The organism is Mesorhizobium sp. B2-4-17 (genome assembly GCF_006441275.1).
In the GTDB taxonomy this organism is placed as follows: domain Bacteria; phylum Pseudomonadota; class Alphaproteobacteria; order Rhizobiales; family Rhizobiaceae; genus Mesorhizobium.
Genome location: NZ_VFUX01000022.1, coordinates 19,891 through 43,123, shown reverse-complemented (window position 1 = coordinate 43,123; position 23,233 = coordinate 19,891). Strand labels below are relative to the sequence as shown.

Genomic DNA, 23,233 nt, shown 5'->3' with positions numbered 1-23,233 from the left:
TTGCGAGCCGGTCGCATCGGGCTCGCTCCGCTCGGGCCAGAGCCGAGCACACAGGCGCTCGTGCTCAGCCTACCTTCACGGCCATCACCGCGGCGCAGTCACCCGCTTTGACCAGCCCGGGAAAATGCCGCGCCGCCAGCAGGCCAGACATTTTTGCCCGGATTTCCTGTGGGGCAATGCCGGTGCGGCCAACGGAATGGATGCGTGCCAGCACCGCGCCTTCCTCGACGGGTTCGCCGAGATCAACCATGGTTTCGATCATGCCGTCGTCCTCGGCGAAGGCGAAGCAATCGCCCGAGGGCATGTCGAGCCACTGTGTTCTGGTCTTCTCCACCGCGCCATCAACAATGCCTGCATGGCGAAGCACATTGAGGATGCCACGCCGCGCGATGCGCACGGTTTCGGCACGCGATGTCCCCCCGCCGCCAAGTTCGGTGGTGACGAAGACCTTGCCCATGTCCTCGGCCGCGGTGTCGTACATGCCGACCGCATCGATCTCGGTCATGCGCATCGAGAAAGGTGCCGAGAAGGCTTCGACCGCGGCGAAGGCCTTTTCTTCCTGCACCTTGTCCGGCAGCGTGTGCGCGGCGCAGAAAGGCACGAAATCCAAGGTCCTGCCGCCGGAATGAAAATCGAAGACGATGTCGGCGCGGGGGAGCAACTCGCGTTGGAAATAGTCTGCGATCTTCTCGGTCACCGTGCCATCGGGCCGGCCGGGAAAGCTGCGGTTCATGTTGCCCTTGTCGATCGGCGACGTGCGCGTGCCGGCACGAAAGGCCGGATAGTTCATCGCCGGCACGATGATCACCGTGCCGGAGACGTCCTTGGGGTCGAGTGTGCGGGCGAGTCCGTAGAGCGCCAGCGGGCCCTCATACTCGTCGCCATGGTTGCCACCGGTCAGCAGCGCCGCCGGTCCCTTGCCGTTGCGGATGACGCAGATCGGGATCATCACCGAGCCCCAGGCCGAATCGTCGCGGCTGTAGGGCAGGCGCAGGAAACCATGCTGGACGCCGTCACGATCGAAATCGACGGTCGGCGCGATAGGCGACGGACGGAGGCTGGACATCGGGTTCAATTCTTCACCACCAGCTTGCGCGGCACATTGGCCAGGCATTCCACACCCGTTTCGGTGATCAGGATGGATTCGGTGATCTCAAGACCCATCGTCTCCAGCCACAGGCCGGTCATGAAATGGAAGGTCATGCCCGGCTTGAGCTCGGTGCGGTCGCCGGGGCGCAAGCTCATCGTGCGCTCGCCCCAATCCGGCGGGTAGGACAGACCGATGGAGTAGCCGGTGCGGTTGTCCTTGACGATGCCGTACTTCTTCAAGACGGCGAAGAAGGCATTGGCGATGTCCTCGCATGTGTTGCCGGGTTTTGCCGCCGCCAACCCCGCATTCATGCCTTCAAGCGTCGCCTTCTCGGCATCGAGGAATTCCTGCGTCGGCTTGCCGAGGAAGACGGTGCGCGACAGCGGACAGTGGTACCTGTTGTAGCAGCCAGCAATCTCGAAGAAGGTGCCCTCGCCCGACTTCATCGGCTGGTCATCCCAGGTCAAATGCGGCGCCGAAGCATCGACGCCCGACGGCAGCAGCGGCACGATCGCCGGATAGTCGCCGCCGATGCCGTCGACGCCGCGCGTGCCGGCATCGTAGATCTCGGCGACGAGATCACATTTGCGCATGCCGACTTCAATCCTGTCGACGATGCGCTGATGCATCGCCTCGACGATGCGGGCGGCCTTGCGCATGTAGTCGATCTCGGTCGGGCTCTTCAGCGCGCGCTGCCAGTTGACCAGGGCCGTGGCATCAACGAAGCGGGCGTTGGGCAGATGCTTCTGCAAGGCGGCGAACGCAGCGGCGGAGAACCAGTAATTGTCCATCTCGACGCCGATGGTCAGCTTGCCCCAGCCGCGATCGGTCAGCACGCTGGACAGGAAGTCCATGGGGTGGCGCTCGGTCGACTGCACATAGTGGTCGGCATAGCCGACGATGTTGTCATGCGCGAGATAGGCGGTGCGCTTGGCGCCATTGGCGTCCTGGCCACGGCCGTACCAGACCGGCTCGCCCGATGGCGGCACGATGACCGCCTGGTGCACGTAGAACGACCAGCCGTCGTAACCGGTCAGCCAGGCCATGTTGGAGGGATCGCTGACGATCAGGAGATCGACACCCTTGGCTTCCATGGCTTTGCGCGTCTTGGCGAGGCGATCCGCATATTCGCCGCGCGAAAATTTCAGGTTTGGCTGCATTTTTTTGGGTCCTCGTTTGTTGGGCTGGAGCCTGTTCAACTTCGCTGAATCCGGCTCGTCGTCTGGTTCTTCTTTGCACGTGAAAGCCGGTTCCCACTTTTCCGGATCACGCTTTGGCCGGCATCAGCTTTCAAAAATGGTTCCGGATTTCGCGGCCAGCGCCCGGTCGCGGGCGAGCGTGGCAATCGCCGTATCCTGCACGCCGGTGCCGGTGAGATCGGCAATGGTGATGTCGCTGGCCGAGCGCCGTCCGTGTCTCTCGCCAGCGATGATCTGGCCCAATTCGGCCACCTCGTCCTCGGCGGCCATGATTCCTGCGGCGATGGCATGATGCAGTTCGCCCAGCCGCCGTGTCTGGCGAGCACTGTCGGCGACATAGAGATCAGCCATGCGCAGGATCGCAGGGGCGATCTCGTTCTTGTGTTCGGCGTCCGAGCCCATGGCGGTGATGTGCTGGCCGGCAGAGATGAAGCCGGCCTTGATCAGAGGCTCGGTCGACGGCGTCGTGGTGACGATGATGTCGGCCCCAACTACGGCCTCCGCGGCACTGGGTTCGGCGCGAACGGCGATGCCGAGCTTCTCACGCAGGGCGCCCGCAGTCAGCTCAGCCTTGGCGGCATCGCGGGCCCAGATGCGTGCCTCTGTGATTGGCCGCACGAGGCGGAGCGCTTCGAGCTGCAATCCGGCTTGCACGCCGGCGCCGAAGATCGCGGCGACGGACGAATCCGGCCGCGATAGATGCTTGGCCGCGACCGCGCCCGCGGCGGCGGTGCGGATATCGGTGAGATAGCCATTGTCGAGCAGCAGCGCCTCGACCAGACCGGTCCTGGCCGACAAGAGCACCATCATGCCGTTGACGCTGGGCAGGCCGAGTTTTGGATTGTCGAAGAAGCCGGGGCTGATCTTGACGGCGAAGCCGTCGACGCCAGGCACATAGGCGGTCTTCACATCGACCTCGCCGTGATGTTCAGGGATGTCGAGCCGCAGGATCGGCGGCATCGCCACCGGCAGAGTGGCTAGCGCGCGAAAAGCATTCTCGACGCAGGCGACGGCATCAAGATCGAGCGTCACGATCTTACGCAGTTCCGTTTCGGTCAGGATTGTCATCCGGTTCATGCGGCGCGCTCCACAAATGAGGGCTTCTCTCCGCAAACGATCTTCTTGTGCAGTTCCATATCGATGTTGCGCCCCGAAAGCAGAACCACCACCGGTCCGCTCGCCCTGACCTTACCGGCGAGCAGTGCCGCGATGCCGACGGCGCCGGCGCCCTCGACGATCTCGCGCTCGTGCTCATAGGCATGGCGGATGCCGGCGGCGATTTCCTCCTCGGAAAGCAGAACGACATCGTCGAGCAGGTCGCGGCACATGGCGAAGGTCAGTTGGTTGTCGAGGCCGATGCCGCCGCCGAGCGAATCCGCCAGCGTCGGCAACTCCTCGACCAGCACGGGCCGGCCGGCATCGAGGCTCGCCTTCATCGCAGCACCCCGCGCCATCGACACGCCGACGACCCTGGTCCCGGGGCTGACGCCCTTGATCGCCGCCGCTACGCCCGAGGCGAGCCCACCGCCCGACAGTTGCACCAGCACCTGCGCTGCGTCGGGAACCTGCTCGATCATCTCCAGTCCGAGCGTGCCCTGGCCGGCAATGATGGCTGGATGGTCGAAGGGCGGCAGCATGACGAGCCCCTCCTCCGCCACCAGCCGCTCGACCTCCTGCTGCGCGTCGTCCTGGCTGTTGCCGACGATACGGATCTCGGCCCCGAGCCGGCGGATGGCATCAAGCTTGTTCTGAGGCACCAGCCGCGACATGCAGATCACCGCGCGCAGGCCCTCGAGTTTCGCCGCATGGGCAAGGGCCCTGCCGTGGTTGCCGGTCGAGGCCGCGACCACGCCACCTGCCTTCTCCCGCGCGCTCAGCGAAGCGACAGCGTTCGAGGCGCCACGCAGTTTGAAGCTGCCGGTGATCTGGCGATGTTCGAGCTTGAGGTGAACGGGAATACCCAACCGTTCCGACAGAGCTTCGGACAGCACGGTTGGCGTTCGTTCGATCTTGCCGGCGATACGTTCGCGGGCGGCTCGGATGTCCGAAAGGTCGATGGCGCGCGTCATCGGGCGACCCCCTCTGGCCTGCCGGCCATCTCCCCCTCAAGGGGGGAGATCGGCAGCTCATGCGGCACCGCCGTTTCTATAGCATCCACAAGCAGCCAAAGCGCAGCGGCAGGGAATCTCCCCCCTTGAGGGGGAGGTGGCCAGCAGGTCAGAGGGAGACGCTCTTGCACGCAGAACATAATCTTACCGTCCCAGCGACAACGTCATCAGACGGCCGAACTCCGGATGTGGCGTCTCGTCCCCGCACAACCGTAAACAATTCCATGCCGTCGCCTGGTTGCTGGTCACCACTGGACGGCCGATCGCCTCTTCCATACTGGCGACCGCGAGCGCGCTCCGCAGCGCCGTGCAGGACACAAACAAGGCTTCGGCCTGTGGATGGGTCGCCTGGCGCGCGAGGTCGACAAGGGCTGCCGGCGGAATGCGTGCCATCTCGCGGTCATCCTCGAAACCCAGGCAGGTGAAGCTGGCGATATCGAAACCGCGTTCGGCGAAATAGGTTGCCATCGGCCTGGAAGTTTCAACCGTGTAGGGGGTGAGAATGCTGATCCGGCGCACGCCGAAGGCGTTCAGCCCGCGCACGCCGGCCATGGGCGGGGTTACGACGGGAATGCCGGGCTTGGCCGCCTGGATCGCCGCCTCGATCTCGGCATCGCCGATCACCACCGATGCCGAAGTGCAGGAGTAGCAGATGGCGTCGAGCGGCTCGTCGGGCAGGATCAAGGCCGCGCCCGCCGTCAGCGCCGGCTGCATCTTGCGAAGGTTCCGAGGCGTCGTCGGATTGGCATAGGGAATGCGCGCGACATAGACGCCGATCCGTTCGCTCGCCACCATGCGGCGAAAGTCCGGCTCGGTCGTGTGGTCGGTGGCCAGGATGATCAGGCCGACACGCTTCGCCAGCGGGCGGTCATCGAGCGCCGGCCGGTCGGGGTGGACCTTGATCTCGGGCAAGGGCTTCATACGTTATCTCTCGATCTTGCCGTAACGGCGTTCCAGCCAGCGCAACAGCACGACAGAACAGAGGCTGATGGCGAGGAAGAAGGCGCCCACCAACGTGATCGGCTCCAGGTAGCGATAATAGGTGTTGGCGACGCTTTTGGCCTGGTTCATCAGTTCTAGCACGGTGATTGCCGACAGCAGCGGCGTCTCCTTGAACATGGCGATGAAATAGTTGGCCAGCGCCGGGATCATCGGCGGAATGGCTTGCGGGATAATGATGTGGGACCAGGTCTGCCTGGCGCTGAGGTTGCACGCCTTGGCTGCCTCCCACTGGCCGCGCGGCACATTGTCGATGCCGGCGCGATAGACCTCCGCCGTATAGGTGCCGTAGTGCAGCCCGAGCCCGATGACACCGGCGACCAACGGCGGCAGAAGAATACCGACGTCTGGCAGCACGTAGAAGATGAAATAGAGCTGCACCAGCAGCGGCGTGCCACGGACGAATTCGGCCGCCCAACCGACGGAGCGCGATACCGCCTTGTTGGGCGAGCGGCGCGCCAGCGCGATGCCCAGACCGACGATCGCCGCCAGTACCGAGCCGAGCAGCGTCGCCAGGATGGTGATCTTCACCCCCTGGATCAGCGTCGGCAGGATCTGCCGGACAAAATCCCAATCCCAATCCATCAGCGAGTTCCGGTCATCAGACGCGCACCCCGTCGAGGCCGCGCGCCAGGTGGCGCTCCAGCGAGCGCACACCCCACGAAATGAGCAGCGCAAGGATGAAATAGAGAATGAGGATGGTGGTGAACGGCACCATGGTGTTACCGGTCTGGGCTCGCACCACCTGCGCCTGGAATGTGAGGTCGGCGAGCGAGATCAGTGAGACGACGGATGTGGCCTTGAGCAGTTCGATGGCGTTGTTGCCGAAGGTCGGCAGCATCACCAGAAACGCCTGCGGCAGGATGACATGGCGCAGGCCTTGCCAGCGGCCAAGGTTGAGCGCGATGCAGGCCTCGTGCTGTTCGCGGCCGATCGACTGCACGGCGCCGCGCACCACTTCGGCGGCGTAGGCGCCGACATTCAGGCCCAGCGCCAGCACGCCGGCCTGCAGCGGGGTCAGTTCCAGGCCCAATAGCGGCAGCACGAAATAGGCGAAGAACAGCTGCACGAAGATCGAGGTGCCGCGGAAGAATTCGATATAGGCGGTGGCGAGCGCGCGCAGCAGAAAGAAGCGCGACAGCCGCCCCATCCCGGCAACAAAGGCCATGACCAGGGCAAGCACCGACCCCATCAGCGTCAGCTCGATGGTGACAAGCGCTCCCTGCAATATCAGGCCGAAATAGCCGGACCATTGGGTCATTCGATTAGAGGTTCCAACGTTTGCGATTCGAGTTCCTTCTCCCCGTTCAACGGGGAGAAGATGCCGGCAGGCAGATGAGGGGCAGCGCTAGCTTCTCCAAACCTAGCGCCGCCCCTCATCCGTCACTTCGTGACACCTTCTCCCCGTTGAACGGGGAGAAGGAAGAAGAGCGCTCTACTTCGCCGAGCAGAGCTTTTCGCGCGTCGTCGACATTGCGGCAGCCGCCGAGAAGCCGTAGGGCTCGATGATCTTGGCGAACTCGCCCGACTTCTTCATCTTGGCCAGTTCGACGTCGTAGGCGTCACGCAGCGCCTCATCGCCCTTCTTGAAGGCGGCGCCGTCGCAATAGACCGGGGCGCCCTGCACCGGCGCGATGACTTCGAGGCTCGGATCGTTGGCTTTCTTCATCAGATCATTGATCGACAGGACCGGCAGCGAATAGGCGTCGATGCGGCCGTCCTGCACCATCTTCAGGCCGCTCTGGCCATCCGGCACGACGATGACACGTTCACGCGGCACGCCGGCGTTGAGCGCCAGCTTCTCCTCGGTGCCGCCGCCCGGCGCGCCGATCGTGGCGGCAGTGTCCTTGGCGACGTCCTCGTAGCTCTTGAAGTGCTTGGGATTGCCCTTCTTCACCAGCATCGCCTCGGCGTCGCACAGAACCGGCTCGGAATAGGCGACCGCCGCGCAACGCTCCGGCTTCATGAACAGACCGGCGGTGACGACGTCGAAGCGGCCGGCCTGCAGACCGGGGATCATCGCGCCATACTCAGAGATCGAAGCGACGATATCGGCCACCCCGAGACGCTTGAAAATCTCGCGCGCCACGTCGGGCGCCGCGCCCGAAACCTTGCCGTCGGCGGCGACCGCCGTATAGGGCGGTTCGTTGGCGATGGCGACGCGGGCGAAACCCTGCGCCTTGAGCTGTTCGAGCTTCTTGTCCGCGGCCGAGCCCACGTTTGAGGTCGCGAGCACCGCCGTAATTGCAAAGCCGGCGACGCCGGCCAGAATGCCAAGTTTCTTCATTGTTCCCAACTCCTTGTTGCTCTTCTTGGTTTGCTTGTGGGCAATTTGCACGCCCGCATGGGGTCAGACACGGTGTCCGGCCGCGATGATCTTCTTCAGGAAGCCTTGCGTGCGCTCCTGCTTGGGATGGCGGAAAATCTCGTCGGGCTTGCCTTCTTCAACGATCTTGCCGCGATCGAAGAACAGCACCCGGTCGGCGAAGTCGTGGGCGAAACCCATCTCATGGGTGACCAGCAGCATGGTCATGTCGGTCTCGGCGCAGAGCCGCCACAAGACATTGAGCACCTCCTCGACCAGTTCCGGGTCGAGCGCCGACGTCACCTCGTCAAACAGCATGATCTTCGGCTGCAAGGCGAGCGCCCTGGCAATCGCCACACGCTGCTTCTGGCCGCCGGACAGTTGCGCCGGCATCGCCTTGGCCTTGTCGGCCATGCCGACCATGTCGAGCAGTTCCATCGCGCGTTTTTGGGCGGCGGCGCGCGGCGTGCCCTTGGTCAGCATCGGCGCCAGCGTGACATTGTCGATGACGCTCTTGTGCGGAAACAGGTTGAACAACTGGAAGACCATGCCGATCTTCTGGCGCATTTTTGCCAGATGCCGCTCGTCGGCCGGCAACAACTGGCCGTTGCGCTCCATATGGTAAAGCTGATCACCATCGATCTGGATGTGGCCGCCGTCGATGCGCTCCAGCGTCATCAGGATACGCAGGATCGTCGTCTTGCCTGAGCCCGACGGGCCGATCAGCGCCAGCTTCTCGCGCGGCATGACCTGCATCGACAGGCCGTCCAGCACCTTGAAGGCACCAAAGCTCTTCGAAATGGCATCGACCTTGATGATGGGTGCGGACAAATGAATTTCCCCGTGCTGGAGAAGCCTGTGCCCCTAACGATGCGGAACGCGCCAAATCATGTCAATTGGGAAAATAATATCATGACAATTATTCCGATTGCGCACAATTCTCGACCAACTGGGCGACCCGTCGAGAGTCGGGCTCAGGCCCAACCCAGCAATGGCGGCCTCTGAGACCGGAACGGAGCCGGAAGCGCAGGAGACCACCTTCGCAAGCCGGCATTACCGGAATATCGACGCACCCCTAGATGGCGAGCAGCAGGTGCTCCGGATCTCCAAGCAAGAGCTTGGTGACAACGCCGAGACCGGCGCGCAGTTCCCCCTCGGTGGTCGAACCCAGCGAAATGCGCACCGCCGGATGCCAGGGGGCGTCGGAAATGCGGAAGGAGGCGCCCGGCGCGATCGCCACGCCCTGCAGCCGGGCCTGGGCGACAAAACTCTCCTCGGCCCGGTCGCCAGGCAATTGCAGCCACAGATGCAGGCCATCGCGATGCGAACGATACTCGACCCCTGCAAGGACCTCCGCGGCAATGTCCATCCTGTGCCGGAGCGCTTGGCGCTGCCAGCGGACAAGTTCCATCGCGGTGCCGTCGGCCACCCATTTGGTGGCGATCTCGGCCACCAGCGGCGTTGCCATCCAGTTAGAGACCAGATGCCGGTTGGCGACGGCGGCAACGTAACGATCGGGCGCGGCGAGATAGCCGATGCGCAGGCCGGGCACGGTGATCTTGGTGAAGGAGGTGACGTAGAGCGTGCGCTCCGGCGCGTAAGCAGCGACCGGCGGCGGCCGGTCCTCGACCAGCGGACCCAGCACATCGTTCTCGATGATGGCGATGTCGTGCTTGCGCGCCACCGCCGCGATCTCAGCCCGACGTCCCGAATCCATCAGTGTCGCGGTCGGGTTGATCACCGAAGGCTGCACGAACACAGCGCGGATGTCGGAAAGCCGGCAGGCCTCGTCCAGCGCCTCCGGGATGAGGCCATTGCCGTCGATCGGCAGGCCTTCGAGGTTGAAGCCGAGATAGCGCGCGAGCGGCACCAGCGTGTGATGGCCGATCGCCTCGGTCGCGACGGTCGATCCCGGCGGCGCGACGCTCATCAGCGCCACTGTCATGCCGGCGGTAGCGCCGTTGGTCAGGCTGATATTCTGCGCGGAGGCCTCGAGCCCGCACAGTTTCAGCCATTCGACGGCGACAGCGCGATGGCGCGGGAACACCATGTTGGGCCGGAAGGACAGTGCCGAACTTGAGGGCAGGTGTTCGGCCAGCCATCCCAGTGCCTGCTTCATCCGTTCCCGATGCATCGGCTCGCAGACCGGCTTCAGGATCGAGAGATCGATGACCTCGCCGAGGCGCTCGGGCAGATAGGGCGGCTCCGGCTCGCGGCGCTGCGTCTGGACAAAGCTGCCGCGGCCGATCTCGCCCGAAATCAGGCCGCGCCGGATCAATTCCTCATAGGCGCGGCTCACCGTCTGTACCGACAGCTTCAAATCGTCGGCCAGCCGGCGATGGGTCGGCAGGCGCGCGCCATTCGCCAGCCGTCCGTCATGGATGGCACGCGCGAACTGGTCGGCAAGCGACTGGTAGGCTGGCCGCCTGATGAGCGCGGGATCGGGTTGCCACAATGTCATGACTTATTAGAGATCGAAATCAGTGCAATTGACAATCGAAATAATGCACCGTCATGGTGCCGTGGACGAAAAGTGGACTGTGATGACGGCTGCAAAACTCGACGCGATCGACCTCAAAATCCTCGACGCCATCCAGCGTGACGGACGCATCACCAAGCTGGCGCTGGCCGAGCAGGTCGGGCTCTCGCCGACGCCATGCTGGATGCGGCTGCGCAAGCTGGAAAAGGCCGGCATCGTCTCGGGTTACCACGCCCGGATCGCCATGCGCGTGGTGGCGCCGGTCGCCACCGTGCTGATGGAAGTGACGCTGGCCAGCCACCGCCAGGCCGATTTCGACCGCTTCGAGCGAGTCATCCGTGACATTCCCGAGATCGTCGCCTGCTGGTCGGTGGGCGGCGGCGTCGATTATGTGCTGAAGGTGATGGCGCGCGACATCGACGCCTATCAGCGGCTGGTCGATGCCTTGCTCGACCGCGAGATCGGCATCGACCGCTACTTCACCTACATCGTCATCAAGACGGTGAAGGACGACATTGCGCTGCCGATTGTCGACCTGTTGCCGGCGTCGACCTAACGCCGGAGAGATCGCCTGCCTCGTCGGCGCAACAGAGAGAGATTCTCTATCAACGGATGTCCAAACAGCCTCTCTATCTGCGCATCGCGGATAGTCTTCCCGTATCAGTCCGAACCGGGAGGCTTCGACCATGTCCGCGCATTTCGCCCGCTCGCATCGCCATGAAGCGCTCGATCGCCTCGCCGACCGCCGGCTGCTTCGCGAGCTTGCCTATGTCGACGGCCACTGGACGGCGAGCGACGCGGCCGAGAGTTTTGAAGTCACCGATCCGGCGACCGGCACCACCGTCGCCTTCGTCGCCGCGTTGGATGCGCGCCAAACGACAAAGGCGATCGATGCCGCTGCGCGTGCCTTTCGGGCCTGGCGGTCGCTGCTGCCGCAGGAGCGTTCCAAGGTTCTGCGAAAATGGTTCGAGTTGATCATCGCCGCCAAGGATGATCTGGCTCTGCTGATGACACTCGAACAGGGCAAGCCATTCAAGGAGTCGCTCGGCGAGATCGATTATGCCGCCTCCTTCGTCGAGTGGTATGCCGAAGAAGCCAAGCGGCTCAACGCCGAGAGCGTCAGCAGCCATTTGCCGGGCGCTGAAATGATGGTGCGGCGCGAACCGCTCGGCGTCGTCGGTGTCATCACGCCGTGGAATTTCCCTGCGGCCATGCTGACCCGCAAGGCGGCCGCCGCCCTCGCCGCCGGCTGCACCATCGTCGCGCATCCCTCTTCGGAGACGCCGCTGTCGGCGCTGGCACTGGCGGAACTCGGCGAGCGCGCCGGCCTGCCTGCCGGCGTCTTCAATGTCCTCACCGGCAATGCTTCGACGATCGTCGGGCGCATGTGCGAAGACCCGCGCGTCCGTGCCATGAGCTTCACCGGCTCGACCGAGATCGGCCGGCTGATCGCCGCGCAGAGCGCGCCGACGATGAAGCGGCTGGTGATGGAGCTTGGCGGCCACGCGCCGCTGATCGTCTTTGCCGACGCCGATGTCGACAAGGCCGTGCGCATCGCCGTCGACGCCAAATTCGCCACCTCGGGCCAGGACTGCCTTGCCGCCAACCGCATCTATGTCCAGCGCCCGATCTATGACCGTTTCTGCGCGGCCTTCGCCGCGCGCATCGAGGCACTGCGGACCGGCAACGGCCTTGCCGACGAAACCGACATCGGGCCGCTGATGCATGAGCGCGCCGTCAAGAAGGTCGAGGAACAGGTCGCCGACGCCCTCGCCCAGGGCGCCCGCTGCCTTGCCGGCGGCAAGCGCCATCCGGCGGGCCCCCTCTTCTACCAGCCGACGCTGCTGGCCGACGTGCCCGACGAGGCTTTGATCATGCGCGAGGAGACCTTCGGTCCGGTCGCTGCCGTCACGCCCTTCGACGGCGAAGACGAGGTGATCGCCCGCGCCAACGCCACGGAGTACGGCCTCGTCGCCTATGTTGTGACCGAGAACGGCGCCCGTCAGCAGCGCCTGGGCCGCGCGCTGGAATACGGCATGGTCGCGATCAACCGCGTCAAGATCACGGGCGCGCCGATCCCGTTTGGCGGGGTCAAGCAGTCCGGCATCGGCCGCGAAGGCTCGCGCCATGGGCTGGAGGCTTTCACGGATCTCAAATATCTCTGCCTGGATGTGGCTTAGGCCGCGCCGGAATTCTCTTTCAAGGAGTCAAAAAGATGCTCGACCAGTCCAACGAACTCAACGCCTGGGACCGCGATCACTTCTTTCATCCCTCGACCCATATGGGCACGCATGCGCGCGGCGAGAGCCCGACCCGCATCATGGCCGGCGGCGAAGGCGTCACCGTCTGGGACAACAATGGCAGGAAGAGCATCGATGCCTTCGCTGGCCTCTACTGCGTCAATGTCGGCTACGGCCGCCAGAAGATCGCCGACGCCATCGCCGCCCAGGCCAAGAACCTCGCTTATTACCACGCCTATGTCGGGCACGGCACCGAGGCCTCTATCACGCTGGCCAAGATGATCATCGACCGCGCGCCGAAAGGCATGTCGAGGGTCTATTTCGGCCTCTCCGGTTCGGACGCCAACGAAACCAACATCAAGCTGATCTGGTACTACAACAACGTTCTCGGCCGCCCGGAGAAGAAGAAGATCATTTCGCGCTGGCGCGGCTATCACGGCTCGGGCGTGATGACCGGATCGCTGACCGGCCTTGAGCTGTTCCACAACGCCTTCGATTTGCCGCGCGCGCCGATCCTGCACACCGAGGCGCCCTATTATTTCCGCCGCGCCGACCGCTCGATGAGCGAGGAGCAGTTCTCGCAGCATTGCGCCGACAAGCTCGAGGAAATGATCCTGGCCGAAGGCCCCGAGACAGTCGCAGCCTTCATCGGCGAACCGATCCTCGGCACTGGCGGCATCGTGCCGCCGCCCGCAGGCTACTGGGAAAAAATCCAGGCGGTGCTGAAGAAGTATGATGTGCTGCTGGTCGCCGACGAGGTGGTGACGGGCTTTGGCCGGCTCGGCACCATGTTCGGTTCCGACCACTACGGCATCAAGCCGGATTTGATCACCATCGCCAAGGGCCTGACCTCGGCCTATGCCCCTCTGTCAGGGGTCATCGTCGGCGACAAGATGTGGCAGGTGCTGGTCGAGGGTTCCGACAAGCTCGGTTCGCTCGGCCATGGCTGGACCTATTCGGCGCATCCGATCTGCGTTGCCGCGGGTGTGGCCAATCTCGAACTGATCGACGAGATGGAGCTGGTGAAAAATGCCGGCGAGACCGGCGCCTATTTCCGTGCTGAACTCGCCAAGGCCGTCGGCGGCCACAAAAACGTCGGCGAGGTGCGTGGCGACGGCATGCTGGCGGCGGTCGAATTCGTAAAAGACCGCGACGACCGCGTCTTCTTCGATCCTTCGCTCAAAGTCGGACCGCAGGTCGCCACGGCCCTTGCCGCAAGCGGCGTCATCGGCCGCGCCATGCCGCAGGGCGACATCCTCGGCTTCGCGCCGCCGCTCTGCCTGACGCGCGAGGAGGCCGATATCGTCGTGGCCAAGACCGCGGATGCGGTGAACAGCGTGTTTGCCAATCTCTGAGATCGAGCCATGAATGCCAGGACCAACACGCTCCCCGCCACCATGGCCGCCGTGCTGCTGACCGGCCACGGCGGACCGGAAAAACTCGTCTACCGTACCGATGTGAGAGTGCCCGCCCCTGCTTCGGGGGAAGTGCTTATAAGGGTCAGCGCTTGCGGGATGAACAACACCGATGTGTGGGTGCGCCAGGGCGCCTATGGCACCGAGGAAGACGCTGCAGCGGTGTCGACCTGGCGGCGGCAGGGCAACACGCTTGTTTTCCCGCGCATCCAGGGCACCGACACTGTCGGCATCATCGCTGCCGTCGGCGATGGCGTTTCGTCTGATCGTATCGGCGAACGGGTGATGGTCGATTTCTCCATCTACAACCGCGACGACGATTCGCTCGCCGATATCGACTATATGGGCCATGGCCGCGACGGCGGTTATGCCGAATACCAGGCCGTGCCGGCGGAGAATGCGCATGTCGTCGACACGACGCTGAGCGACGTCGAACTCGCCACCTTCTGCTGCGCCTATCTCACCGGCGAGCAGATGCTGGAACGAGCCGCGCTGAAAGCCGGCGAGCGCGTTCTGGTCACCGGCGCCTCGGGCGGCGTCGGCTCGGGCATCGTGCAACTGGCACGGGCGCGCGGCGCCATTCCCTATGCCGTCGTCGGCAAGGGCAAGGAGCAGGCGGTGCTCGACATCGGAGCGGAAGCCGTCATTACCCGTGGCGTCGACGATTTGCCGCAAGCCGTGGCCGAGGCGACCGGCGGCCAGCCGATCGACGTCGTGGCTGACCTCGTTGGCGGTGCCATCTTCAACGATTTGCTGCGCATCCTGAGGCCGGAGGGCCGCTATACCACCGCCGGCGCGATTGCGGGCCCGGTCGTCCAGCTCGATCTCAGGACCATGTATCTCAAGCAGTTGCAACTGCACGGTTCGAGCCAGGGCACGCGCGCGGATTTCCGCCGCATCGTGCGCTACATCGAGGCGGGCAAGATCCGCCCGCTGGTCGGCGGCGTCTACAAACTCTCCGATTTCCACCACGCGCAAGCCGATTTCGTTGCCAAGGATTTTGTCGGCAAGCTGGTTGTGGTGCCAGACGCCGTCGCGGAGCGAACGGCGTAGTTCCAAGAATCAAAGCCCCTCGCCTGCTTCCTCACCGCTGCCACAATGGGAATGGCTTGCACTCCAGCCGGCAAGCCGCCACAAACAGTGACGCCCGCCGCGCCGCTGGTCCGGGCATCTGGTCACGGGGTACAGGCGAGACATGACGGCCCGGATGATACTGCTCGACGCCAAGCCACTCGGCGTGGCTGACGTCGCCGAGATCGCACGGCGCAACGCCCGGCTTATGCTGGGTAAGGAAGCGATGCGCCGTATCCGGGCGAGCCGCGCGCTGGTCGAGCACCTGATGCAGCTCGGCAAACCGATGTATGGCGTCACCACCGGCCTCGGCGCCTGTGTCGACACGCCGCTCGCCGAGGCCGATCTGATCGCCTTTCAGCATAGCGTGCCGCTCAGCCACAGCATGGGCATCGGCCCCGCCCTTCCGACCGAGGCGGTGCGGGCGCTGATGACCGCACGCATCTCGGGCATGGCCGCCGGCGGCACCGGCACCTCCGAACGCGTGGTCTTGGGCCTTGTGGCGGCGCTCAACGCCGGCGTCCATCCGGTGATCCCCACATGGGGATCGATCGGCGCGGCGGACCTTGCCCATCTCGGCCATATGGCGCGGGCGCTGCGCGGCGACGGCGAAGCGGAATTCCAGGGCCGGATCATGCCATCGGCCGAGGCGCTAACCCTTGCCGGGCTGGAGCCGCTCGACCTGCGCGAGAAGGACGGCCACGCCCTCATCGTCGCCAACAGCCTGTCGACCGGAACGGCCTGCCTGTGCCTCGAAGACGTCGCCCATCTTATCGACTGGGGGTTGGCTGCCGTGGCGCTCAACTACGAGGCGTTCCGTTCTTCCCTCACCGCGATCGACGAGGATGCCCTGGCCGCGCGGCCGGCCTTCGGCCAGCGCGAGATCGGCGCTCGGCTGCGCACGGAGCTGGCGGGCAGCGGCCTGTGGAAGGACAAGGCCGCGCGGCGCCTACAGGACCCGCTCAGCTATCGCTGCGTGCCCCAGGTCTGGGGCGGCCTGCTCAATGCGTTCGAACAGGCAAGGCTGGCGACCGAGATCGAACTGACCCATTCGGGCGACAATCCCGTGATCCTGCCCAAAGACGAGCGGGTGGTTTCGAATGGCAATTTCGACCTCACGGCATTCACGCTTGCCTGGGAACAGCTCGGCCAGGCGCTGGCGCATTGCGCGGTCGGCACCGCCAACCGCTGCATGAAGCTGATGTCGCCGACAACAGCTGAGCTGCCGCGCTTTTTGTCGGCCAGGGGCGGCAGCCGCCAGGGCTACGCCGAATTGCAGAAACCGCTGGCGGCGCTGGAAGCCGAGATCCGGCATCTGGCCAACCCGATGTCACTCAGCCCGCTCGCCGTCTCGGATGGTATCGAGGACCAGTCGTCGATGGCGCCCCGGGTCGTGGCCAAGACCGCTGAGATCATCGAGCGCCTGCGCTATCTCATTGCGATGGAGCTGATCTTCGCGGCAACGGGCGTGGAGTTGCGCGACGTCGTCGACAGCATGGGCGAAGGCCCGCAACGCACCTTTGCCGCGGTGCGCGCGCTTGTCAGTCCACTCGACGACGACCGCGAGATGAGCACCGATATGACACGGATTGCCCGGATGGTGGCCGGTCCCCGCTACTGAGGCAGCGTCTTTCCGCCTGAGGCCTTTAAACCTCCGCAGCGGCAGGTTGAGTTATTGGTAAGGGCCCCTGAGATTCAGTTTCTCGGCCACAAGGCAGAAACGGTCGATCGACCGGACGAGCTCTTCGCCTTGTTCGGCAACAATCCCGCCACGCTCGGCAGTTGGCGTTTCCGACAGCGCCTTCCACAACCGGCTTTGCCGGTCGCAGAGATCCGCCAGCTCGGCGCAGTCGCTGGAGGTCAGTTTCAAAAGATGGGACTCCGTCACCGGTCCGATGCCGTGAGGCGTCGTCACTCCGAGGGAAACATAGCCCGGCGGCACGGAGCCCTTGGCATTCGTCACCGCTTTGCGGCAGATGACATCGAACAGCTGGTCGACGGCCTGTTTGGCGCCGGCGACGCGCGAAGGATGGTCGGTGTCGGCCGCGGCATGGGGCAGAAGTTCGAGCTTGTCGCCATGTTTCTCGACGAGGTCGAGATAAGGCAGCATCGGACCGGACAGGCTGCCGGTCGAGGCATCGCTGAAAAGATCGGCATCGATGGCGGCGTGGCTTAGCCGGCCGGAGGACAGGGCGTCGTCAAGCGCCTCGATATCGACAAGCTCGCCGCGATCGTAGTTGACCAGCACGGCACCGCTCTTCACGCGGGACAGTATCTCCGCGCCGACGAGCCCGGCATTGGCGTAGCCGCCGGTCTGCGCGTCCTGCTTGCCCAGGCCGACATGGACGCTGAGCACATCGGCCCCCTCGGCCGCTTCGGCCGGGCTCGCCGCATAGACAAATCCCTCTGCTTCTATCCAGTCCCGGTGCCGAGGGCGTGCATGGATCACCACGCGCATGCCGAAGGCACGGGCGAGCTTCGCCACCTCGCGGCCGATATTGCCGTAGCCGATGATCGCCATCGTCTTGCCTTCGAGCTTTTCGGTGGGGAAATCGCGCAGCTCCCTGCCGGTGTCGAAGGCGCCGCGCGCCACCAGGCCGTGCAGCATATCGACCGGGAGATCCGGCAGGACTTTCAGGATCGCCTTCATCGCCATCTGCGCCGTGGCGCGGCTGTTGATGCCGGGCGTGTTCATCAGCACCGCGGTGCCGCCCTCGCCGCTGCCGCCACCCCAGGAGCGCGAGCCCATATTGCCGGTGCCAGCGCCGATCCGCACGCCGGCCAGTGGAAAGACGGTCTCGGCAGGCAGGAAGGTCGCCGCCGCGATGACGGCGTCATAGCGCCCCTCCCCCGCGGCCTCGATCAGCTCTTCCCTGGTGCTGAGGTCCGGCTGGTAGAAGAAATGCACGCGGCCACGTTCGAGGTCGGCTTTGTCGCCAAGCGCCGCAGCGTGAAAGCGGCCGCCCTTGGCTTCGATATGGGCGCGGACTTCGCTCGGGTCGGGCTTGCCGTCCGGCCCGAAGCGCAGGCCGACCAGATCGCAGATCAGCACGGCGTAGCTGCTTTGCGGGTCGATTGGCTCCACGGCCTGCATGCTGGTCTCTGCGGTCACGTCGTTTCCCCCATACAAGAACGGCAAGGCCTGCTGCGACAGCAGGGCTGCCCTGAACAATCAGAACCTATCAGCCCGGAAAGGTGTCAGATCGATCGCAGGCGGCAAACCGGCGGCAAGTTGCGACACGTCCGTGACGAACGCTTCAACGAGAGCGGCGCCGCACGGTTTTTGAGCGAACGGATTGTTCCACTATCCTTGCCGGGATGATTTGCGTGATCTGCCGATGTGACCACTGACCTGCACGCCGTCCTCGGCGCGCAGGTACAGAAAGCCGGGAATGGATATGAGCGGGATGATCGCGGTCAGCAGGAACACCTGATGGAACCGTTCCGGCGTCAGGACGTGGCTTTCCCCTGCAATCAGGCCCAGCAGCATGGCGGCGACCGAGACGCCCAGCGAAACGCTAAGCTGCTGCAGCACGCCGCCCAGGCTGGTGGCGCGGCTGAGCTTGTCCGCCGGCAGATCAGCGTAGGACAGGGTGTTGGAGGTCATGAACTGCGCCGACCGGACGACGCCGAACAGGAAGACATAGAAACCGATCATCCAATGGGGCGTATCGGCAGTCATCAAGGCGAAGCCCGCCACGGTGGCGGAGCCAACGATCGCGCTGCCAATCAGCACGACTTTGAAGCCGACGCGCCGCAGCAGCGGCGACAACAATGGCCGCATGAGCAGCGCGCCGAAGCTGCCGACGAATGTCAGCGAGCCTGAGGTGACCGGGCTCGTGCCGAACCCGACCTGAAGCATCAGCGGCAGGAGGAACGGGGCACCGTTGAGACCGACGCGGCACAGGCCCCCCGCCAGCGTGCCGACCCAGAACGAGCGAAATCGAAACAGCGTCAGGTCGACGGCCGGCGCCACGACACGGCGCGCATAGCGCCCGAAGGCGAGCAGCAGCAGGACGGCCGCAGCCAACACCAGCACCGTCGCGAAGGCGGGAATGATCGGGCGGCCGATATTCTCCAGCCCCAACTGCAGCAACGCCACGCCGCATCCCACCATCAGGAATCCGGCGAAGTCGAAGCGCTCCACCGCCTCCTGGTGGAAATCGTCGACGAAGCGCAGCGCCGCCAGAATGCCAAGGCAGCCAAACGGCAGGTTGACATAGAATATCCAGCGCCACGACGCGTAGGTGGTCAGCAGGCCGCCGAGCAGCGGCCCGATGATCGGCCCCATGATGGCCGGCAAGGTCGTGTAGGTCATGGCGGTGATCAGGCCGCTGCGTGGAAAGCTGCGCAGCAGGATCAGCCGCCCGACCGGCGTCATCATGGCGCCGCCAAGTCCTTGCAGCGCGCGCATGGCCAGCAGCATGCCGAAACTGTTCGCTATGCCGCACAGCGCGGAGCCAAGGGTGAAGGTGAAAAGCGCCAGGGCGAACACCCTGCGCGCGCCGAACCTGTCGGCGAACCAGCCGCTGACGGGAATGAACACGGCGAGCGCCAGGATGTAGGTGGTGATCGCCAGATTCAGCCGGACCGGCGTCGTGTCCAGACTTTGCGCCATGGCCGGGATCGCGGTGGTGATGATGGTGGAATCGAGCTGTTCCATCAGAAAGGCGATGGCGACGATGATCGGGATGATCAACCTCAGCTTCGGGTCGCGCTCGGTGGCAAATAGAGGCTGTTCCAATGCTCTGGCCAATTCCGTCATGCAGGCGGTTCATATGCCTTGGCGAAGGCCCGCATATTGCGTTGAAAACATTGATCATCCGCGACCAACCAGCCGGGCGGGATCACTTGGCGCGTTTATGGTCCGACAAATGCAGCAGCGACAATGAATTCTTGCCGGACGGTGGTCAAAAAATCTTGAGCGCGGACAGAGGGCGAGGAAAGCAGCGATCGCGTCAAGAAGGATGGTCCAAAGACATTAGGCATTCAGCGTCAGGCATTCAGCGTCCCTATTTCGTGAAGGAACGTCTGGGGCGGCAGGCCGTTTTTCCTGTGCATGTCTCGTAGGAACAGGAGGCATCTTCATGAAACGGCGTCTGATGCTCGCCAGCGGCGCTATCGTGCTGGCCGCCGCGAGCGCGATTTCATTTACCTCCATCGCCGATGCGGCAGCTGTCAGGTATCACTTTGTCCATACCGCGGTTCATCGCCACAATGGACATCGGTACGTCGTCCAACGGCAACATCGAAACCCTCGCGTGTGGGTTGGCGGCGGTTGGACCGGCGACAATTGGACCGGCGACAATGGCTGGATGGACAGCTACTACAATGGCTACGGCAGCTACCATGGATTCGTCGGCGACTTTTGTGGAACCATCGAATGGACGCTCGGCCTGTGCGGTCCCCACGGTCCTTGATCCCTGATCCCCAGACCCCGGCCAGTTGACCAGATTCGGGCGGATGCTATGCCATTTCGGGACCCTTGACGCGTCTGAGTCAGCAATTCCTGCATCTGATGCCGGGTCAAGGCATCGAAAGGGCTCGTCCATCAGGAGCATCTTGGGGCGATAGGAAGCGCACGCGCAATGGCGACGCGCTGTTTCATGCCGCCCGACAATTCGGACGGATAGCGGTCAGCACTCTGCGACAGCTTGACGAGGTCGAGATGCTTGAGCGAGATCTCGCGGCAGGCCGACCGGTCATAGCCCGCGGCCTTGAGGGCAAACTCGATGTTCTGCCGCGCCGTCAGCCAGGGAAGCAGCGTGTAGGACTGGAAGACGACGCCACGGTCGAGACCCGGCTGCAGGATCGGCGCACCGTCGATGCTGAGTTCGCCGGCGTCGAAGTCCTGCAGTCCGGCCACGATCGACAGCAACGTGCTCTTGCCGCAACCCGATATGCCGACAAGCGAGACGAACTCGTTGTCGGCTAGATCAAGATTGATGTCGCGCAGCACTTCCGTGCGCCGCTCTCCCGTGCCGAAGCTCTTGTGGAGGCCTGCTCCGCCCGAGGATGACGAAAGGATGATACCTACTCCACGGTCACCGACTTCGCCAGGTTGCGCGGCTGGTCGACGTCGGTGCCCATGAACACGGCGGTGAAGTAGGCCAGCATCTGGATCGGCAGCGCATAGATGATCGGCGAGATGATTTCGGGCACGTCCGGCAGCACGATCGTCTCCATCGTGGTCACGCTCGCCTGCGCCGCTCCCCTGGCGTCGGTGATCAGGATGATCTTGCCGCCGCGCGCCGCCACCTCCTGCATGTTCGACACCGTCTTTTCGAAGATGCGGTCATGCGGGGCGATGACGATGACCGGCATGTTCTCGTCGATCAGCGCGATCGGCCCGTGCTTCAGCTCGCCCGCCGCATAGCCTTCGGCGTGGATGTAGGAGATCTCCTTGAGCTTCAGCGCCCCTTCCATGGCCAGCGGGAAATTGGTGTCGCGGCCGAGATAGAGCACATCGGAATAGCGTGACAGGTCCCGCGCGATGCGCTCGATCTGCGCTTCAAGCTTGAGCACCTGGTTGGCATAGCGCGGCGCTTCCGAAAGCGCCCGCACCAGGGTCTTTTCCTCATCCGTCGAGATCGCGCCGCGCGCCACGCCGGCGCGCACCGCAAGCGAGGCCAGCACCGACAGCTGGCAGGTGAAGGCCTTGGTCGAGGCGACGCCGATCTCGGGACCGGCAAGTGTGGGCAGCACGACATCGGATTCGCGCGCCATGGTCGATTCGCGCACATTGACCACGGCGCCGATCTTCATGCCGGCCTTGCGGCAGTAGCGCAGCGAGGCCAGCGTGTCGGCGGTCTCGCCCGACTGCGAGATGAAGAAGGCGGCATCGTTGCCCGACAGCGGCATCTCGCGGTAGCGGAATTCCGAGGCGACATCGATGTCGACCGGCAGCCGCGCATAGCGCTCGAACCAGTATTTGCCGATCAGGCCGGCGAGATAGGCGGTGCCGCAGGCCGAGATCGCCAGCCGGCCGATCTTGGCGAAATCGAACGGCAGGTCGAGCGGCTTCGAGACGCCGGAGACGAAATCGACATAGTGCGCCAGCGTGTGCGAGATCACTTCGGGCTGTTCATGGATTTCCTTTTCCATGAAATGGCGGCGGTTGCCCTTGTCGACCATGAAGCTGGTCGACAGCGACTGCTGGCGCTTGCGGTCGACCTTTTCGCCGCCGATGTCGAAGATGGCGACGCCGTCGCGGCGCACCACCGCCCAGTCGCCGTCCTCGAGATAGGTGATCGAATTGGTGAACGGGGCGAGCGCGATGGCGTCGGAGCCCAAAAACATCTCGCCATCGCCATGGCCGACGGCGAGCGGCGGTCCGTTGCGGGCGCCGACGATCAGGTTGTCGTCGCCCCTGAACATGATGGCCAGCGCAAAGGCGCCCTCCAGCCGCTTCAGCGCCTGGTGCGCGGCCTCGACCGGCTGCAGCCCCCTGGCCAGTTCGCGCGCCACCAGATGGGCGACGACCTCGGTGTCGGTCTGCGAGGCGAAGCAATAGCCGTCGCGCGTCAGCTCGTCGCGCAGTTCGGCGAAATTCTCGATGATGCCGTTGTGGACGATGGCCACGCCTTCGGAGAAATGCGGATGCGCGTTGGTCTCGTTGGGCACGCCATGGGTTGCCCAGCGCGTGTGGCCGATGCCGATGGTGCCGTCGAGCGGCTCGTCCCTGAGCCGGCGCTCGAGGTTGACCAGCTTGCCCTCGGCGCGGCGCCGGGCAAGCTTGCCACGCTCGACGGTGGCGATGCCGGCCGAGTCATAGCCGCGATACTCCAGACGCTTCAGCGCATCGACGATGAGTGGCGCAACCTGCGAGTGGCCGACGATCCCAACGATACCGCACATGGCGTTGCCTCCATTGCCGGCAGAATCCCGGCCTTATTGCCGTAAGAGCCACCTTATCCTTCCTTGATAACGGGCTGATCGTTCATTTGAAGGAGCCCAATGCGTTAATCGGAGCCCGGACTCTCGTGCTTGAAACCGACTGATCCAAGTGGACGCTGGTCCGGGGCTGGGGCCTGACGCAGCTGGTTGAGTGGTGCCTATCGCGACGGCAGTGTTCGTTTGAATGATGCGCGTTCATCGAATGAGGTGCAGGGTGGCTCAGCCGGCAAACCAAAACACACCCAACCGCCGGTTAGGCCCGGCCGCCTGATGCCCCCCTCCAAGAGGCTGTCGGGCCGCCCGATAAAGCGGCGCTGAATTCAGGCAACAGGTGACGTCAGGATGAACGCAAGAAGGGCTGCCTGACGCGAGAGCCTCCAGGCAGCCCTTGCAGGTGATCGACCACCATCAAACCTCAGGCCTGCCTCGCG

At 64.4% G+C, this 23,233-nt stretch carries 19 protein-coding genes and 1 pseudogene; 6 read left to right on the top strand and 14 right to left on the bottom strand.

Annotated elements, in window-relative coordinates; all coding sequences use genetic code 11:
* Window positions 1-64 precede the first annotated feature (64 nt).
* The 10 genes from doeB to FJ548_RS18245 form a co-directional block, all read right to left on the bottom strand.
* Window positions 65-1,066, bottom strand: a complete 1,002-nt coding sequence (gene doeB, locus FJ548_RS18290; protein WP_140778607.1) for a N(2)-acetyl-L-2,4-diaminobutanoate deacetylase DoeB — start codon at window positions 1,064-1,066, stop codon at window positions 65-67.
* A 5-nt stretch (window positions 1,067-1,071) separates the two neighbouring features.
* On the bottom strand, window positions 1,072-2,250 hold the full coding sequence (doeA, locus tag FJ548_RS18285) for an ectoine hydrolase DoeA (RefSeq protein WP_140778606.1): 1,179 nt from the start codon (window positions 2,248-2,250) through the stop codon (window positions 1,072-1,074).
* 123 nt (window positions 2,251-2,373) lie between these two features.
* Entirely contained in the window at window positions 2,374-3,366 is a 993-nt protein-coding gene (eutC, locus tag FJ548_RS18280; RefSeq protein ID WP_140778605.1) for an ectoine utilization protein EutC, read from the bottom strand.
* Window positions 3,363-4,358, bottom strand: coding sequence for a hydroxyectoine utilization dehydratase EutB (eutB, locus tag FJ548_RS18275; RefSeq protein WP_140778604.1), 996 nt, complete (start codon window positions 4,356-4,358; stop codon window positions 3,363-3,365). Before eutB ends, eutC begins: the two co-directional genes overlap by 4 nt.
* A gap of 183 nt (window positions 4,359-4,541) precedes the next feature.
* Entirely contained in the window at window positions 4,542-5,318 is a 777-nt protein-coding gene (eutA, locus tag FJ548_RS18270; protein WP_140613375.1) for an ectoine utilization protein EutA, read from the bottom strand.
* 3 nt (window positions 5,319-5,321) lie between these two features.
* Window positions 5,322-5,981 (bottom strand): ectoine/hydroxyectoine ABC transporter permease subunit EhuD, encoded by a 660-nt coding sequence (gene ehuD / locus FJ548_RS18265; RefSeq protein WP_140613374.1) that lies wholly within the window; start codon window positions 5,979-5,981, stop codon window positions 5,322-5,324.
* A gap of 16 nt (window positions 5,982-5,997) precedes the next feature.
* Entirely contained in the window at window positions 5,998-6,657 is a 660-nt protein-coding gene (gene ehuC, locus FJ548_RS18260; RefSeq protein WP_140613373.1) for an ectoine/hydroxyectoine ABC transporter permease subunit EhuC, read from the bottom strand.
* A 174-nt stretch (window positions 6,658-6,831) separates the two neighbouring features.
* Entirely contained in the window at window positions 6,832-7,683 is an 852-nt protein-coding gene (gene ehuB / locus FJ548_RS18255; protein WP_140778603.1) for an ectoine/hydroxyectoine ABC transporter substrate-binding protein EhuB, read from the bottom strand.
* A gap of 63 nt (window positions 7,684-7,746) precedes the next feature.
* Complete coding sequence (gene ehuA, locus FJ548_RS18250; RefSeq protein WP_281407081.1) at window positions 7,747-8,532, bottom strand: ectoine/hydroxyectoine ABC transporter ATP-binding protein EhuA; 786 nt, start codon at window positions 8,530-8,532, stop codon at window positions 7,747-7,749.
* A gap of 244 nt (window positions 8,533-8,776) precedes the next feature.
* Window positions 8,777-10,162 carry a PLP-dependent aminotransferase family protein gene (locus tag FJ548_RS18245; RefSeq protein ID WP_140778601.1) on the bottom strand — a complete coding sequence of 462 codons (1,386 nt, stop codon included), beginning with the start codon at window positions 10,160-10,162 and terminating at the stop codon, window positions 8,777-8,779.
* An 82-nt stretch (window positions 10,163-10,244) separates the two neighbouring features.
* Here FJ548_RS18245 and FJ548_RS18240 point away from each other — a divergent pair, with 82 nt between their 5' ends.
* The 5 genes from FJ548_RS18240 to hutH all read left to right on the top strand — a co-directional run bounded on the left by FJ548_RS18240 (window position 10,245) and on the right by hutH (window position 16,527).
* Window positions 10,245-10,736 carry an Lrp/AsnC family transcriptional regulator gene (locus FJ548_RS18240; RefSeq protein ID WP_140698687.1) on the top strand — a complete coding sequence of 164 codons (492 nt, stop codon included), beginning with the start codon at window positions 10,245-10,247 and terminating at the stop codon, window positions 10,734-10,736.
* A gap of 130 nt (window positions 10,737-10,866) precedes the next feature.
* The gene (locus FJ548_RS18235) at window positions 10,867-12,360 is read left to right on the top strand and encodes an NAD-dependent succinate-semialdehyde dehydrogenase (protein WP_140698690.1); all 1,494 of its coding nucleotides are present in this window, start codon (window positions 10,867-10,869) and stop codon (window positions 12,358-12,360) included.
* Window positions 12,361-12,395: 35 nt separating this feature from the next.
* Entirely contained in the window at window positions 12,396-13,775 is a 1,380-nt protein-coding gene (locus FJ548_RS18230; RefSeq protein ID WP_140698693.1) for an aspartate aminotransferase family protein, read from the top strand.
* 9 nt (window positions 13,776-13,784) lie between these two features.
* Entirely contained in the window at window positions 13,785-14,888 is a 1,104-nt protein-coding gene (locus FJ548_RS18225) for an alcohol dehydrogenase family protein (protein WP_140778600.1), read from the top strand.
* Window positions 14,889-15,030: 142 nt separating this feature from the next.
* Window positions 15,031-16,527 (top strand): histidine ammonia-lyase, encoded by a 1,497-nt coding sequence (gene hutH, locus FJ548_RS18220; RefSeq protein ID WP_140778599.1) that lies wholly within the window; start codon window positions 15,031-15,033, stop codon window positions 16,525-16,527.
* A 51-nt stretch (window positions 16,528-16,578) separates the two neighbouring features.
* Here hutH and FJ548_RS18215 read toward each other — a convergent pair whose 3' ends face one another.
* On the bottom strand, window positions 16,579-18,018 hold the full coding sequence (locus FJ548_RS18215) for a 2-hydroxyacid dehydrogenase (RefSeq protein ID WP_140778598.1): 1,440 nt from the start codon (window positions 18,016-18,018) through the stop codon (window positions 16,579-16,581).
* Window positions 18,019-18,210: 192 nt separating this feature from the next.
* A complete protein-coding gene (locus FJ548_RS18210; protein WP_140778597.1) occupies window positions 18,211-19,671 on the bottom strand; it encodes a DHA2 family efflux MFS transporter permease subunit in 1,461 nt (486 codons plus the stop codon).
* A gap of 322 nt (window positions 19,672-19,993) precedes the next feature.
* On the opposite strand from FJ548_RS18210, the gene FJ548_RS29890 reads away from it, so the two are divergent.
* Window positions 19,994-20,326 (top strand): hypothetical protein, encoded by a 333-nt coding sequence (locus FJ548_RS29890; protein WP_181165784.1) that lies wholly within the window; start codon window positions 19,994-19,996, stop codon window positions 20,324-20,326.
* A gap of 74 nt (window positions 20,327-20,400) precedes the next feature.
* Here FJ548_RS29890 and FJ548_RS18205 read toward each other — a convergent pair.
* Window positions 20,401-20,934, bottom strand: a pseudogene (locus FJ548_RS18205) (ATP-binding cassette domain-containing protein); the annotation flags it as partial.
* A 5-nt stretch (window positions 20,935-20,939) separates the two neighbouring features.
* Entirely contained in the window at window positions 20,940-22,763 is a 1,824-nt protein-coding gene (gene glmS, locus FJ548_RS18200; RefSeq protein ID WP_140778596.1) for a glutamine--fructose-6-phosphate transaminase (isomerizing), read from the bottom strand.
* Window positions 22,764-23,233 lie beyond the last annotated feature (470 nt).

Excerpts from the sequence above, each read along its gene's own strand:
- eutC (WP_140778605.1), bottom strand. The coding sequence starts at position 3,366 with ATGAACCGGATGACAATCCTGACCGAAACGGAACTGCGTAAGATCGTG.
- FJ548_RS18245 (WP_140778601.1), bottom strand. The coding sequence starts at position 10,162 with ATGACATTGTGGCAACCCGATCCCGCGCTCATCAGGCGGCCAGCCTAC.
- FJ548_RS29890 (WP_181165784.1), top strand. The coding sequence starts at position 19,994 with ATGAAACGGCGTCTGATGCTCGCCAGCGGCGCTATCGTGCTGGCCGCC.
- FJ548_RS18210 (WP_140778597.1), bottom strand. The coding sequence starts at position 19,671 with ATGACGGAATTGGCCAGAGCATTGGAACAGCCTCTATTTGCCACCGAG.
- hutH (WP_140778599.1), top strand. The coding sequence starts at position 15,031 with ATGACGGCCCGGATGATACTGCTCGACGCCAAGCCACTCGGCGTGGCT.
- doeB (WP_140778607.1), bottom strand. The coding sequence starts at position 1,066 with ATGTCCAGCCTCCGTCCGTCGCCTATCGCGCCGACCGTCGATTTCGAT.
- eutB (WP_140778604.1), bottom strand. The coding sequence starts at position 4,358 with ATGACGCGCGCCATCGACCTTTCGGACATCCGAGCCGCCCGCGAACGT.
- FJ548_RS18235 (WP_140698690.1), top strand. The coding sequence starts at position 10,867 with ATGTCCGCGCATTTCGCCCGCTCGCATCGCCATGAAGCGCTCGATCGC.
- glmS (WP_140778596.1), bottom strand. The coding sequence starts at position 22,763 with ATGTGCGGTATCGTTGGGATCGTCGGCCACTCGCAGGTTGCGCCACTC.
- ehuD (WP_140613374.1), bottom strand. The coding sequence starts at position 5,981 with ATGGATTGGGATTGGGATTTTGTCCGGCAGATCCTGCCGACGCTGATC.
- doeA (WP_140778606.1), bottom strand. The coding sequence starts at position 2,250 with ATGCAGCCAAACCTGAAATTTTCGCGCGGCGAATATGCGGATCGCCTC.
- eutA (WP_140613375.1), bottom strand. The coding sequence starts at position 5,318 with ATGAAGCCCTTGCCCGAGATCAAGGTCCACCCCGACCGGCCGGCGCTC.
- ehuB (WP_140778603.1), bottom strand. The coding sequence starts at position 7,683 with ATGAAGAAACTTGGCATTCTGGCCGGCGTCGCCGGCTTTGCAATTACG.
- FJ548_RS18225 (WP_140778600.1), top strand. The coding sequence starts at position 13,785 with ATGAATGCCAGGACCAACACGCTCCCCGCCACCATGGCCGCCGTGCTG.
- FJ548_RS18240 (WP_140698687.1), top strand. The coding sequence starts at position 10,245 with ATGACGGCTGCAAAACTCGACGCGATCGACCTCAAAATCCTCGACGCC.
- ehuC (WP_140613373.1), bottom strand. The coding sequence starts at position 6,657 with ATGACCCAATGGTCCGGCTATTTCGGCCTGATATTGCAGGGAGCGCTT.
- FJ548_RS18230 (WP_140698693.1), top strand. The coding sequence starts at position 12,396 with ATGCTCGACCAGTCCAACGAACTCAACGCCTGGGACCGCGATCACTTC.